The following is a 13,366-nucleotide window of genomic DNA, read 5'->3' as shown; positions in this document are numbered from 1 at the left end:
GGCATCAGGCCGAGCGCATTTCATCGAGAATGGCTTCCGCCGCCGCCCGCCTGTCGGTGGCGCCGACGATCGGCCGGCCAACGACGAGATGGCTGGAGCCGTTGCGGATCGCCTGCGCCGGCGTCACCACGCGTTTCTGGTCGCCATGGTCGCTGCCCTTCGGTCGGATTCCCGGCGTCACTACCGCCAGATCGGGGCCGACGATGCGGCGTACCGCCTCCGCTTCCTCGGCCGAACAGACGATGCCGCCCATGCCGGCATGCAGCGCCTGCTCGGAGCGCCTCAGCACCAGCCTATGCGGGTCATATTCATAGCCGGCGTCGATCACGTCTTGCTCGTCCATCGAGGTCAGCACGGTAACCCCGAGCAGGCAAAGGTCGCTGCCCCTGGCAGCCTCGACCGCCGCCTTCATCGTCTTCGGATAGGCGTGGATGGTCAGCATGCTCATGCCCATCCTGACGATGTTGTCGACCCCCTTGGCAACGGTGTTATCGATGTCGAGCAGCTTCATGTCGAGAAAGATCCTGGTGCCGCCGCTGGCCAGCTCGCGGGCGAAGTCGAGCCCGCCGGCAAAGGCGAGCTGGTAGCCGATCTTGTAGAAGGAGACGATCCCGTCGAGCTCGCGCACCGCCTTCTCGGCTTCCCTCAGCGTCGGCAGGTCGAGGCCGACGATCAGCCTTTCCTGAATTGTGTCGGCACGCGCGGCGTCCGGGATCATGCCTCGATCCGCGTCGACAGCATGCGCGAGGTTTCGATCAGCGTTCGGCATAGGTGCTCCATCGATTGGCGTAGTCTTTCGTCCCGGAAGTTGCCTTCGTCGTCGAAGGCGCTACCGCCCTCCGGCACCGAACACTCCGGTGTCACCACCTCCATCCGGCAGCGCACCAGCACGGCGCGCAGATGGTTGATGCAACGTATCCCTGCAAAGGGTCCGCTGGAAGACGAGCAGAGGCCGGCGACCTTGCCGGCAAGCGGCCTGAACGTCCGGCCCCCATCCTTGCGCAGTTGGCTCACCCAGTCGATGGTGTTCTTGAGCAGCGGCGGAATGGAGCCGTTATATTCGGGCGTCGCGATCAGCAGGCCGTCATGGGCGGCGATCATCCGGCCGAGCCTGACGGCGTTTTCGGGAATGCCTTCGTCCTTTTCCAGATCCTGGTCGAGGATTGGCAACGGATAGTCGGCGAGCGAGATGCGGGTCACCTCCGCGCCCTGCATGGCAAGTTCCTTCTGCGCCACGTCGGCAGTCCTGCCGCTATAGGCGCCGCTGCGCACCGAACCGGCGACGACGAGAATTTTCGGGATGATCGGCATCGCAATCCCTTGCTGTGGCGGCAGCTATAGGCGATGCGTGGGACGAATCAATAGCCGAGATTGCGGCACGCATTTAGAGCTGGCCGTTTTGGCGACCGGCGCCAGCGGATAGGGCGGACCTCGTGGGATTGAAATGGGTAGGCTATGGTCTTGTCGCTCTCGCGGTGGCTGCTGCCGCCGGCTACGCCGCTTTCGTCCTCAGCCCGTGGCCTTCGGTCCTTCTGATCCGTTACGCTTTTCACAAGGATGCAGTGGCAAAGAACCGCGCGCTTGAAAAGCACGTGCCCGCCAATGTCGGCGAACTGCGCGACGAGCGCTATGGCGAGGACCCCGACGAGACCCTTGACGTCTTCTTTCCCGTGGACGCTCAGGCAAAGGCGTTGCCTACGGTGGTCTGGGTGCATGGCGGCGGCTTCGTTGCCGGAAACAAGGCCGACATCTCGGCATATATGAAAATACTGGCCGGTCGGGGCTACGTCACTGTCTCGGTCGGCTATTCCGTCGCCCCCGGCGCCCGCTATCCGACGCCAGTCCTCCAGGCCAACAAGGCGCTTGCCTTTCTTTCCGGTAATGCCGGCCGCTACCACATCGATCGCAACAGGCTTTTTCTTGCCGGCGACTCCGCCGGCTCGCAGATCGTCGCTCAACTGGCTGCCACAATCAGCAATCCCACCTATGCCGCCATGATGGACGTTGGTCCGGGCATAGAGCGCGCGCAACTGAAAGGCGTTGCACTGTTCTGCGGCATTTACGATCCCGCGATGATCTCGCCCGAAGGGCCTTTCGCCGGCTTCAACAGGACCGTTATGTGGTCGTATCTCGGCGTGAAGCGGCTGGACGATGACCCGCGCATTGCCGAATTTTCAGTCGACAGACACCTGACGCCGCAATTTCCGCCGGCATTCGTCTCGGTCGGCAATGCCGATCCGCTGGCGCCGCAGTCGCGTCAGATCGCGCGCGCGATCACGGCGCAAGGCGTCGCGGTCGACACGCTGTTCTTTCCGGACGACTACAGTCCGGCCCTGCCGCATGAATATCAGTTCGATCTCGACGGCAAGGCGGGAGAACAGGCGTTCGAAAGGCTGACGGCATTCCTGGACCGATTGGCCAACCAGCCGCAATGACCGGCATCCGGAACTCCGACATGTGTTCAGCCGCGCCGATAGATCCAAAGCTGCGTCGGCGGAATGTTGCGGATGACGAAATGGAAATGCTCGACCGTATAGTCGCCGCGGCCGGGCGGGATCGGCGACAGCGGCCCGTAAGTCAGTTGCACGATCGGCCGGCCCGCCGGGATGCGGTCGAGCAGGCTCTCGACATAGGCGATGCGCTGGGCGACCGGGAAATTGAGCAGAGGCACGCCCGATATCACAGAATCGAAGATCAGGTCGCACCTGTCGCCAAGCGTCGCGTCGAGATTGAAGGCGTCGCCCTCGATGACGTTGACGCCTGGATAAAGCTGACGCAGATGGCGCACGAAATCAGTGGCATATTCGACTGCGTAGAGATTCTCAGGCTTTATGCCCTGCGCGAGAATGGCGCGTGTGATGACGCCTGTGCCGGGCCCGACCTCGAGCACCGGCAGGCCGGATTTCGGATCGACGATCGAGGCCATCTTGCGCGCGGTGACGGAACTGGTCGGGACGATCGAACCGACCGCCTTCGGCTTGTCGATCCAGCCCTTGAAGAACTTCAACTCGTCGTCGAACTTTTCCGCCAGCGTCTTTCGCAGTCCGGGACTACGCGTCATCGAAAGTCCTCCTCAACGCTCCCTCGCATGCTACTTAACAGCTACGAGGTGCAAGACAAGGCGAATCCCCGGATAAGGTGTTGATGACGCTCGGGAAGCGTTTTCCAGGGATCAGCTTCGGTGCTCGCCGAACGTTTCGAAAAAGTCCTTCATGCGGGCGAAAAATCCGCTCGACTGAGGCGAATTGTCCTTTGAGGAAAGCTGCTCGAATTCTTCCAGCAATTCGCGCTGGCGGCGCGAAAGGTTCTGCGGCGTCTCAACCACGGTCTGGATGTAGAGGTCGCCAATATTGGGCTGGCGCAGCACCGGCATGCCCTTGCCCTTGAGGCGGAACTGGCGACCGTTCTGGGTGCCTTCCGGCACCTTCACCTTCGTCTGGGTACCGTCCAGTGTCGTCACCTCGAACGAGCCGCCAAGCGCTGCCGTTGTCATCGAGATCGGCACCTTGCAATAAAGATCGGCGCCGTCGCGCTGGAAGAATTCGTGCGGCTTGACCGCGAGGAATATGTAGAGATCGCCGGACGGGCCGCCGCGTAGGCCGGCCTCGCCCTCATTGGCCAGCCGGATGCGGGTGCCGTCCTCGATGCCGGCAGGGATGTTTACCGACAGCGAGCGCTCCTCGGTGACACGGCCCTGGCCGGCGCATTTCGGGCACGGATCCTTGATGGTCTGGCCGCGCCCCTGGCATTGCGGGCAGGTGCGCTCGATCGAGAAGAAGCCTTGCGTGGCGCGCACCTTGCCGTGGCCGTTGCACATCGAGCAGGTGACGGGCTGGGTGCCGGGCTTGGCGCCGCTGCCGGAGCATTCCGAGCACGAGATCGAGGCCGGCACGCGAATCTGCGCGGTCTTGCCGGAAAATGCCTCCTCCAGCGTGATTTCCATATTGTAGCGCAGGTCGGCGCCGCGCTCGCGGCCGCCGGACGAGCGGCGCTGGCGCCCGCCCATCATGTCGCCGAAAATGTCTTCGAAAATGTCGGCGAAGCCGCCGGCGCCAAAGCCCTGCGCCCCGCCATTCATGCCGCCGTGCTCGAAGGCCGCGTGGCCGAAGCGATCATAGGCGGCACGCTTTTGCGGGTCCTTCAGCGTTTCGTAGGCTTCGTTGATTTCCTTGAACTTGTGCTCGCAGGCATGGTCGCCTGGGTTGCGGTCGGGATGGAACTGCATGGCCAACTTGCGGAAAGCGCTCTTGAGCTCCTTCTCGTCGGCGCCCTTTTGCACGCCCAGCGTTTCGTAAAAATCAGCTTTCATGTTTTCCCGCAGTCCGGATAGTCAACGTCTTGAAGCATCGTTGCGTCGTTTGCCGGCACGCTGTTCCGATTTAGGTGTGATGGAGCCGCGATGCCAGTGTCTACGAGGCTTTGTCCGCATTTTTTCGGGGAGCTCCGCGTTTTTCTGGCAAAGGGTTGCAAAAAAGCCCGGCTGCGCGCCGGGCTTTTTGCTTACCTTTACCGTCAGGCGGTTCAGGCCGACTTCTTCTTCTCGTCGTCCTCGTCGATTTCCTCGAAATCGGCATCGACGACGTCGCTGTCCTTGGCGGCGTCAGCCTTGGCGTCGGCCTCGGCGGCTTCCTTCTGCGAAGCCTCGTACATGGCCTGGCCGAGTTTCATCGAGACTTCGGCGAGCGTCTGCGTCTTGGCCTCGATCTCGGTCACATCGTCGCCTTCGGCAGCGGTCTTCAATGCCGCGATCGCATCGGCAATCGCCGTGCGGTCGGCCTCGGAAACCTTCTCGCCATATTCCTTCAGCGACTTCTCCGAGGAATGCACCAGCGCCTCGGCCTGGTTGCGGGCCTCGACCAGCGCGCGCCGCTTCTTGTCCGCTTCGGCATTAGCCTCGGCGTCCTTGACCATCTTCTCGATGTCGGCGTCCGAAAGGCCGCCAGACGCCTGGATGCGGATCTGGTGCTCCTTGCCGGTGCCCTTGTCCTTGGCCGAGACGTTGACGATGCCGTTGGCGTCGATGTCGAAGGTGACCTCGATCTGCGGCACACCGCGCGGCGCAGGCGGGATGCCGACCAGATCGAACTGGCCGAGCGCCTTGTTGTCGGCGGCCATTTCACGCTCGCCCTGGAAGACGCGGATGGTCACCGCCGACTGCGAATCCTCGGCCGTGGAAAACACCTGGCTCTTCTTCGTCGGGATCGTCGTGTTGCGTTCGATCAGCCGCGTAAACACGCCGCCCAGCGTCTCGATGCCGAGCGACAGCGGCGTCACGTCGAGCAACAGCACGTCCTTGACGTCGCCCTGCAGCACGCCGGCCTGGATGGCGGCGCCCAATGCAACAACTTCATCCGGGTTGACGCCCTTGTGCGGCTCCTTGCCGAAGAACTGCTTCACGATCTCCTGGATCTTGGGCATGCGGGTCATGCCGCCGACCAGGACGACTTCGTCGATTTCGCCGGCCTTCAGGCCGGCATCCTTGAGCGCCGCCTTGCAGGGATCGATCGTGCGCTGGACGAGATCCTCGACCAGGCTCTCGAACTTCGCCCGCGTCAGCTTCAGCGTCAGGTGCTTGGGGCCGGTGGCATCGGCGGTGATGAAGGGCAGGTTGATTTCGGTCTGCGTGGTGGAGGACAGCTCGATCTTGGCCTTTTCAGCCGCTTCCTTGAGGCGCTGCAGGGCGAGCTTGTCGTTCCGCAGGTCGATGCCCTGTTCCTTCTTGAACTCGGCCGCCAGATATTCGACCAGGCGCATGTCGAAATCCTCGCCGCCGAGGAAGGTGTCGCCATTGGTCGACTTCACCTCGAACACGCCGTCGCCGATTTCGAGCACCGAAATGTCGAACGTGCCGCCGCCAAGGTCATAGACGGCAATCGTCTTGCCTTCCTTCTTGTCCAGTCCATAGGCAAGTGCGGCCGCCGTCGGCTCGTTGATGATGCGCAGCACTTCGAGGCCGGCGATCTTGCCGGCATCCTTGGTCGCCTGGCGCTGGGCGTCGTTGAAATAGGCCGGAACGGTGATGACCGCCTTCTCGACCTTCTCGCCGAGATAGGCCTCCGCCGTTTCCTTCATCTTCTGCAGGATCATCGCCGAGATCTGGCTGGGCGACTGCTTCTTGCCGCCGGCCTCGACCCAGGCATCGCCATTGTCGCCCTTGACGATCTTGTAGGGGACAAGCTTCTTGTCCTTCTCCGTCACCGGATCGTCGTAGCGGCGGCCGATCAGGCGCTTGACCGCGAAAATGGTGTTTTCAGGATTGGTGACCGCCTGGCGCTTGGCCGGCTGGCCGACGAGGCGCTCGCCGTCGCTGTTGATGGCGACGATGGAAGGGGTCGTACGGGCGCCTTCCGCATTCTCGATGACCTTGGATTCCTTGCCATCCATGATGGCGACACAGGAGTTGGTTGTTCCCAGATCGATACCGATTACTTTTGCCATTGTTCTAATCTCTCCGCTAAGCAGGCTCTCAGGACCCGTACAGGCGTTCCGACGAAAGCCCCTGTTCACAAGAAATTCCGCTCCGGCAACCGGCATTCGGCGCTGGACGGCTTGGCGCGTATATAAGAACAGGCTGCGTGGCGCGCAAGCATTCTGCGCAAGGCTTTCACCATTCATCGCGGTTGATCGGATCCGGGACCGGCAGGCCCGTATTTTCCGGCGGTGATCCAGCCGGCCCGGCCCCGGCCCATGAACCTTTCTGCCTCGCCCCGCGACAGACGCTCAGGTGCCGCGCGGTGCGGCCCCGGAAAGTAAAGCCCCATGACCACAGATCCAGAGGCTCCATGGTCTCAGGGAACAGCAGGAGCTCAGCGCGACCTTCGCCTTCCCATGACCTGTGGGGGGAGATCCATGTCTTGCGGCCACGGGGCGTTCGTGCGCTCTCGTGGCGGCCGTTTGCGCCGCGCCATCCAGGCTGCCAGCGGATTGTCGATCTTGGCGCTCGCCGCTGGGCTGAAGAAGCCCGATCTGCAGAAGGTGAAACAAGGCAACCGCAAGCTCTTCCTGCCACGGACGGCCAGGCCGCGGCGCCATTCGAACTGAACTCCAAGGCCGTGCACTGGAAAGGCCTTGGAGGAAAGGTCTGCACCAGAAGAGAAGTGGCTCGCACCGCTTCTCGCCTTCTGCGCGGACGCCGGATTCCTGTCGACAAGCGGCGCCGAGATGATTACGCCGAAGGGGTCTCAACAACGGGAAGCGGACATGGCTCAAAAAACCCTGATCGCGCCATCGGTGCTGGCGTCCGATTTCTCGAAGCTCGGCGACGAGGTCGAGGCGGTGACGGCCGCCGGCGCCGACTGGATCCACCTCGACGTCATGGACGGGCATTTCGTCCCGAACATCACCTTCGGGCCACCGGTGATCAAGGCGATCCGCAACCGCACCAAGGCCTTCTTCGACTGCCATCTGATGATCGCCCCGGCCGATCCTTATCTGGCCGCCTTCGCCGACGCCGGCTGCGACGGCATCACGGTGCACGCCGAAGCCGGGCCACATCTCGACCGGTCGCTGCAAACGATCAAAAACCTTGGCAAGAAGGCCGGTGTGTCACTCAACCCCGCGACACCGGAGACGATGATCGAATACGTGCTTGACCGGCTTGATCTGATCCTGATCATGACGGTCAATCCGGGGTTCGGCGGCCAGGCCTTCATTCCGGCGATCGTCGACAAGGTGAAGCGGGTGAAGGCGCTGATCGGCGGCAGGCCGATCAGGATCGAGATCGACGGCGGCATCTCGCCCGAAACTGCGCCCCTGGTCACTGCCGCCGGCGCCAGCGTGCTGGTCGCCGGTGCGGCCATCTTCAAGGGCGGCAGCGTCGAGGCCTACCGGGCAAACATCGAGGCAATCAGGATAGCGGCGGACAAGGCGGCCGGCTGACCGCCGCCGTCCGGCCGGAGACGCCGCTCGGGCTAAACATGAGCAACCATCTGTTTGATGCTTTCCGTGCCCGGATGCCCGCGCGCGGACGCCTTTTGATGGAGGCAGAGGACGGGCGCTCGATCAGCTATGGCGATATGCTGGCGCGCTCCGCTCAACTGGCGCATGCGCTGTCGCGGCTGGGCGTCGAAGCCGGCGACCGCGTCGCCGTTCAGGTCGAGAAGAGCCCGCAGGCCATTTTCCTCTACCTCGCCTGCCTGCGTGCCGGCGCGATCTTCCTGCCGCTCAACACCGCCTATACGCTGACCGAGCTCGATTATTTTTTCAGGGATGCCGAGCCGCGACTGGTCGTCTGCGAGCCGGCGCGAGTGACCGAGATCGGCGCTTTGGCGCAGGCCTCGGGCGCTGCGGTCGCGACACTCGGCAGCCAGGGCGAGGGTTCGTTGACCGATCGCGCCTCTGAGGCGGCCGTGGACTTTCACGATGTGGCGCGCGGGCCGGACGACCTTGCTGCGATCCTCTACACGTCCGGCACCACCGGCCGTTCGAAAGGCGCCATGCTCAGCCACGAAAACCTCGCCTCGAATGCGCGGGTGCTGGTCGACCTCTGGCGCTTCACCGCCGCAGACGTGCTGGTTCACGCGCTGCCGGTTTTCCACACGCATGGCCTTTTCGTCGCCACCAATGTCGTCCTGATGGCCGGCGCCTCGATGCTGTTCGAAACCAAATTCGACCCGGCCCGCATCGTCTCGCTGCTGCCGCGCGCCACCGTCCTGATGGGCGTGCCGACCTTCTACGTCCGCCTGCTGCAGCAGGACGGTTTGAACCGGCAAGCGGCGAAAAACATCCGCTTGTTCATTTCCGGATCGGCGCCGCTTTTGGCCGAGACGCACAGAGCCTGGCGAGAGCGCACCGGCCACGCCATCCTCGAGCGCTACGGCATGACCGAGACCAACATGAACACGTCGAACCCTTACGAGGGCGAGCGGCGTGCCGGCACGGTTGGCTTCCCGTTGCCCGGCGTCTCCCTGCGCATCGCCGATCCCGACGGCGGCGAAACACTTGCCCGGGGCGAGGTCGGCATGATCGAGGTCAAGGGCCCGAACGTCTTTTGCGGCTACTGGCGCATGCCGGAAAAGACCAGGGCCGAATTCCGTGACGATGGTTTCTTCATCACCGGCGATCTGGGGCTGATCGATGCCGACGGCTATGTCCACATCGTCGGTCGCGGCAAGGACCTGATCATTTCGGGCGGCTACAATATCTATCCAAAGGAAGTCGAGAGCGAGATCGACGCGCTGCCTGGTGTTGCCGAAAGCGCTGTCATCGGCGTCGCCCATCCGGATTTCGGCGAAGGCGTCACCGCGGTCGTGGTGCGGGCGCCGGGCTCGACCATCAGCGCCGCGGGGCTCATCGAGGCCATCGCCGGGCGCCTCGCCAGGTACAAGCATCCGAAACGGGTGATCTTCGTCGACGAGCTGCCACGCAACACGATGGGCAAGGTGCAGAAGAACCTGCTGCGCGAAACCTACAAGGACCTCTATACGTCCAAAGCCGGCTAACCCTAACGAGCAGGGCTGGTTGCAAAAACCCTGGCGCCATCGATCCACACGCTTTTAATGTCCACATCGTCCGACAGCGAAACGATGTTGGCGGCGGTGCCTTTGGCGAAACGCCCGAGCCAGTGCGACTGGCCGATCGCTTGCGCCGGATAGAGCGAGGCCATGCGCAAGGCCTCGTCGAGGTCGAGACCGACGACGCGGTGCATGAAGCGCACCGCGGAAATCATGTCGAGATCGGCGCCCGCCAGCGTGCCGTCGGCAAGTGTCAGCCTGCCATCCTTGCGGTGGATGGTGCGGCCGTTCAGCGTGAACGAGGTCATGTCGGTGCCGATCGTCGCCATGGCGTCGGTGACGAGCAGGATCTTGCCCGGCCCCTGCTTGGCACGCAAGGCGATGGCCATGGTGGCCGGATCGACATGGATACCGTCGGCGATGATGCCGGCATAGAATGTGCCGGTATCGATTGCCGCGCCCGCCAGCCCTGGCTCGCGATTGCCGATCTGGCTCATCGCATTGAACAGATGGGTGACCACCGTTGCGCCGGCCTCGGCAAAGGCGCGAGCCGTGGCATAGCCGGTATCGGAATGGCCGATGCTGACGACAATGCCGGCTTTGCTAAGTGCCGACACCTGGCCGGGCTCGACGGATTCGGGCGCCACCGTCGTCAGCAGCACGGGCAGGTTTTTCCGTGCGGCGATCAGCATCGCCTGGTCGGGGCCTAGCATCGGCCGGATCAGGGCCGGGTCATGCGCGCCCTTGCGGGCGATCGAAAGATGCGGCCCTTCAAGATGCAGGCCCAGGAACCCTGGCATCTTCCTCCGTGCCGCCTCGGCTCCGGCCGCAACCGCGGCGGCGGTGATCTCGGACGTGTCGGTGATCAGCGTCGGCAACAGCGCCGCCGTGCCGAAGGGTGCGTGCGCCCGGCAGATGGTCTCGATCGTGGCGACGTCGGGATGGTCGTTGAGCATGACGCCGCCGCCACCATTGACCTGTAAATCGACGAAGCCAGGCGCCAGCATGCCGCCACCAGTCTCGATACGCGCAACACCGGGTGGAATAGCCCCGGCGGCAACGATGGCCTCGACGAGGCCGTCGCGCACGACAAGCGCCGCATTGTCGTGCCAGTCGTCGCCATCGAAAATCCGGGCGCCGGTCAGGGCAAAGCGATCGCTCATAGCGTTTCCGTCACCTTGCGCAGATTGGGCGGCGTGTCGGGGTCGAGGCCGCGATGGCGGGCAAAAGCCTCGACGAAACCATAGAACGACACGATCAGCGTCAGTGGATCGGTCAGCGGATGACCGGTTGCGACATGCGGCAGCGGCTGTGCGCTCCTTGCCTTGTTCGACGTCACAAAGACGGCGGCGCCCTTGCCGGCCAGGCTGTCGGCGGCATCAGCCACCGACGGTTCGGACGCATCGCGAGCAGCCAGAGCCAGCACCGGGAAGCCGGGACCGACCAGCGCCAGCGGGCCGTGCATGACCTCGGCGGCACTATAGGCTTCCGCGTGCATGGCGCAGGTTTCCTTGAATTTCAGCGCCGCCTCGTTGGCGATCGCCGCCGACGGGCCACGGCCAAGGATGAACAGCGATTTCGGCGTCTCGAGTGCCGCAGCCAGCGCCATCCAGTCGCACGCGATCGCCTTGCGAAAATGCTCCGGCAGGCGGGCAAGTGCTGCCAGAAGTTTGTCGTCGCCGGTGCAATGCGCCATCAAGGCGAGCCCTGCGACGGCCGAATTGACGAAGGTCTTCGTCGCCGCAACGCTGCGCTCCGGTCCGGCCAGGATGTCGATCGCGTAATCCGAGGCTCGCGCGAGCGGCGAATCGGCAGTGTTGGTGATGGCGACGGTCAGCGACCCGCCGGCCCGCGCCGCCTGCGCCATTGCGACGATGTCCGGGCTCTTGCCGGACTGCGAGATCGCCAGGCAGGCCGAGCCGCCCAGCTTCAGCTTGGCGCCATAGATCGAGGCGATCGACGGGCCGACCGATGCAACCGCCAGCCCGGCGGTCAGCTCCACGGCATATTTCATGAAGGTCGCGGCATGGTCGGACGAACCGCGCGCCACGGTGACGACGAAATTCGGGTCGCGCTCGCGAATGTCGCGCCCGGCCTCGGTCAGCACCGCGGCCGAGCCGTCGAGCAGGCGCGCGGTGGCCTCCGGGATCTCGTCGATCTCGCGCCGCATATGGGTAATTGTTGCGCTCATGACCGGCCCTCTTCGCCCGGCCCGCTTAGCCGGAGTTCGGCGACAAAATCATAGGCGTCGCCTCTGTAGATGGAGCGGGTGAACTCGATCACCTTGCCGCTCGCCAGATAGGAGATACGCTCGATATGCAGCCCGGCAATGCCTGGCGGCACTTCGAGCAGATGCGCATCGCCATCGCCGAGATTGGTGGCGGAAATGCGCTGCACCGCCCGCACCGGTCTGTTGCCGGTCTGTTCCAGCGCCGCGTAGAGCGACGAACCGATCGCCGCCGGATCGGGCAGCACGCTTGTTGATAGCGAGGCGCGCTCGATCGCCAGCGGCGTGTCGTTGGCAATGCGCAGGCGCGCCACGCGCGCCACCAATTCGTTCGATGCCAGGCCGAGCACCATCATCTCGTCGGGCGACGGCGGATAGAGGCCGCGGTCGAGCCAGGCTGAACGCACCGCCATGCCGCGCCGCGCCATGTCTTCGGTAAACGAGGTCAGCATCGACAGCGACTGCTCGACGCGCTCCATGCGCGGCGCAACGAAGGTGCCGGAACCATGGCGCTGGACGAGGATGCCGCCCTTGACCAGGTCCTGCACCGCCTTGCGCACGGTGACGCGCGAAATGTCGGCCTTGCTGGCGATGTCGCGCTCGGAAGGCAGCGCATCGCCCGGTCCGATCAGCCCGCGTTTGACCGCATCCTCGATGCTCTTCCTCAGCTGCAGATAGAGCGGCGCGCCGCTTTGCGACGATTGTTTCAGCGCCGTGAATATCTGGTCGGCGGCCTCGCTCATCGCGCTGTCTCCGCCGTGTTTGCGAAAATCCGAACCGCCATCTGCACCGCGCCGCCCAGCGCGTCGTCGAGCGGCGGTTTCAGCAGCGCCCGGTAGCGGGCCGACAGGCGCGGCGCGTAAAGCGGCGCCAGCCCGCCGAGCAGGCAGAGCGGATCGTCGCCGCCCAGGTCGAGTACGCCAAGCGCTGCCTCGACATCGGCGACCGCCTTGTCGAGGATCCAGATAGCGACGACGTCGCCTTTTTCGGCGTGTTCGAACACCTTGGGCGCGAAGCCGCCGAAATCGCCGGGCTTGGCGTTGGTGGTGAATTCGACCACATCCTCGGGATTGTTGCGGAAGATGGCGAGCATGGCCTGCGTCAGCGGCGAGCCTTCGCGGATGCCGTCATAGGCGAGCAGCGTCTGCTCGAGCAGGTCGCGGCCGATGCGGGCGCCGCTGCCCTGGTCGCCGACCTGGAACCCCCAGCCGCCGATGGCGCGCGACTTGCCTTGTCTGCGCGCCATATAGGCGGTGCCGGTGCCGAGGATGGCCATGGCGCCGTCGCCGGAGCCGACCGCACCTTCCAGCGCGATTTCGGCGTCGGTCTCGACACGGCTGATGCGGAACGGCAGGATCGCTTCGAGCTGCTGCCTATAGGTGCCGACATTGGCGCCGGCCAGGCCGAGAACGGCCGGCGTTTGCGGGATCAGTGCGGGATCCCTGCCCGCGGCGACAAAGGCCTGCTGCGCCGCATCGACGATGTTCGTCCTGGCGCCGGTGAGATCGGTGCGGATGTTGGCGGCGCCGCTTTTGGCGCGGCCGAGGACGCTGCCGTCGGCCGTTGCAAGGGCCGCCCTGCAGCTGGTGCCGCCGCCATCGATGCCGAGCACGAATTTCACGCGATTTCTCCTCGGGGCGGATAATACCAATAAAATACCAATAGCCAAGGGTTAATTTCCATTTCA

Annotated in this window: 13 protein-coding genes; 4 read left to right on the top strand and 9 right to left on the bottom strand. The window is 64.2% G+C overall.

What is annotated here, in order from left to right; genetic code table 11:
- Nucleotides 1-4: 4 nt before the first annotated feature.
- Together pyrF and NKI63_RS02030 are read right to left on the bottom strand one after the other, a co-directional pair.
- Nucleotides 5-718 carry an orotidine-5'-phosphate decarboxylase gene (gene pyrF / locus NKI63_RS02035; RefSeq protein WP_352686202.1) on the bottom strand — a complete coding sequence of 238 codons (714 nt, stop codon included), beginning with the start codon at nt 716-718 and terminating at the stop codon, nt 5-7.
- Nucleotides 715-1,311 (bottom strand): NADPH-dependent FMN reductase, encoded by a 597-nt coding sequence (locus NKI63_RS02030; RefSeq protein WP_352507080.1) that lies wholly within the window; start codon nt 1,309-1,311, stop codon nt 715-717. Before NKI63_RS02030 ends, pyrF begins: the two co-directional genes overlap by 4 nt.
- A gap of 128 nt (nt 1,312-1,439) precedes the next feature.
- Here NKI63_RS02030 and NKI63_RS02025 point away from each other — a divergent pair, with 128 nt between their 5' ends.
- Complete coding sequence (locus tag NKI63_RS02025) at nt 1,440-2,435, top strand: alpha/beta hydrolase (protein ID WP_352686206.1); 996 nt, start codon at nt 1,440-1,442, stop codon at nt 2,433-2,435.
- A gap of 26 nt (nt 2,436-2,461) precedes the next feature.
- Here NKI63_RS02025 and pmtA read toward each other — a convergent pair whose 3' ends face one another.
- From pmtA to dnaK, 3 genes are all read right to left on the bottom strand, one after another.
- On the bottom strand, nt 2,462-3,061 hold the full coding sequence (pmtA, locus tag NKI63_RS02020; RefSeq protein WP_352686209.1) for a phospholipid N-methyltransferase PmtA: 600 nt from the start codon (nt 3,059-3,061) through the stop codon (nt 2,462-2,464).
- 111 nt (nt 3,062-3,172) lie between these two features.
- Complete coding sequence (gene dnaJ / locus NKI63_RS02015; protein ID WP_254815727.1) at nt 3,173-4,309, bottom strand: molecular chaperone DnaJ; 1,137 nt, start codon at nt 4,307-4,309, stop codon at nt 3,173-3,175.
- A gap of 212 nt (nt 4,310-4,521) precedes the next feature.
- Entirely contained in the window at nt 4,522-6,438 is a 1,917-nt protein-coding gene (gene dnaK, locus NKI63_RS02010; protein WP_023679851.1) for a molecular chaperone DnaK, read from the bottom strand.
- A gap of 411 nt (nt 6,439-6,849) precedes the next feature.
- Here dnaK and NKI63_RS02005 point away from each other — a divergent pair, with 411 nt between their 5' ends.
- The 3 genes from NKI63_RS02005 (at nt 6,850) to NKI63_RS01995 (ending at nt 9,440) form a co-directional block, all read left to right on the top strand.
- Complete coding sequence (locus NKI63_RS02005) at nt 6,850-7,041, top strand: hypothetical protein (protein WP_352507078.1); 192 nt, start codon at nt 6,850-6,852, stop codon at nt 7,039-7,041.
- Between the two features lie 159 nt (nt 7,042-7,200).
- The gene (rpe, locus tag NKI63_RS02000; RefSeq protein ID WP_352686213.1) at nt 7,201-7,878 is read left to right on the top strand and encodes a ribulose-phosphate 3-epimerase; all 678 of its coding nucleotides are present in this window, start codon (nt 7,201-7,203) and stop codon (nt 7,876-7,878) included.
- 38 nt (nt 7,879-7,916) lie between these two features.
- Entirely contained in the window at nt 7,917-9,440 is a 1,524-nt protein-coding gene (locus NKI63_RS01995) for a malonate--CoA ligase (protein WP_352507076.1), read from the top strand.
- A gap of 2 nt (nt 9,441-9,442) precedes the next feature.
- Here the strand turns inward: NKI63_RS01995 and nagA are convergent, their stop codons facing one another.
- Genes nagA through NKI63_RS01975 form a run of 4 tightly spaced genes read right to left on the bottom strand, consistent with a single transcriptional unit; the run spans nt 9,443 to nt 13,300 of the window.
- Nucleotides 9,443-10,615 carry an N-acetylglucosamine-6-phosphate deacetylase gene (gene nagA, locus NKI63_RS01990; RefSeq protein ID WP_352686216.1) on the bottom strand — a complete coding sequence of 391 codons (1,173 nt, stop codon included), beginning with the start codon at nt 10,613-10,615 and terminating at the stop codon, nt 9,443-9,445.
- On the bottom strand, nt 10,612-11,643 hold the full coding sequence (locus tag NKI63_RS01985) for an SIS domain-containing protein (RefSeq protein WP_352686219.1): 1,032 nt from the start codon (nt 11,641-11,643) through the stop codon (nt 10,612-10,614). The genes nagA and NKI63_RS01985 overlap by 4 nt, the downstream gene beginning before the upstream one ends.
- A complete protein-coding gene (locus NKI63_RS01980; protein WP_352507073.1) occupies nt 11,640-12,422 on the bottom strand; it encodes a GntR family transcriptional regulator in 783 nt (260 codons plus the stop codon). Before NKI63_RS01980 ends, NKI63_RS01985 begins: the two co-directional genes overlap by 4 nt.
- The gene (locus NKI63_RS01975; RefSeq protein WP_352476905.1) at nt 12,419-13,300 is read right to left on the bottom strand and encodes a glucosamine kinase nucleotide-binding domain-containing protein; all 882 of its coding nucleotides are present in this window, start codon (nt 13,298-13,300) and stop codon (nt 12,419-12,421) included. The genes NKI63_RS01980 and NKI63_RS01975 overlap by 4 nt, the downstream gene beginning before the upstream one ends.
- Nucleotides 13,301-13,366 lie beyond the last annotated feature (66 nt).

The sequence above is a fragment of the Mesorhizobium sp. M0410 genome, from assembly GCF_040321435.1.
Taxonomy (GTDB): Bacteria; Pseudomonadota; Alphaproteobacteria; order Rhizobiales; family Rhizobiaceae; genus Mesorhizobium.
This window is presented reverse-complemented; position numbering and strand designations above follow the sequence as displayed.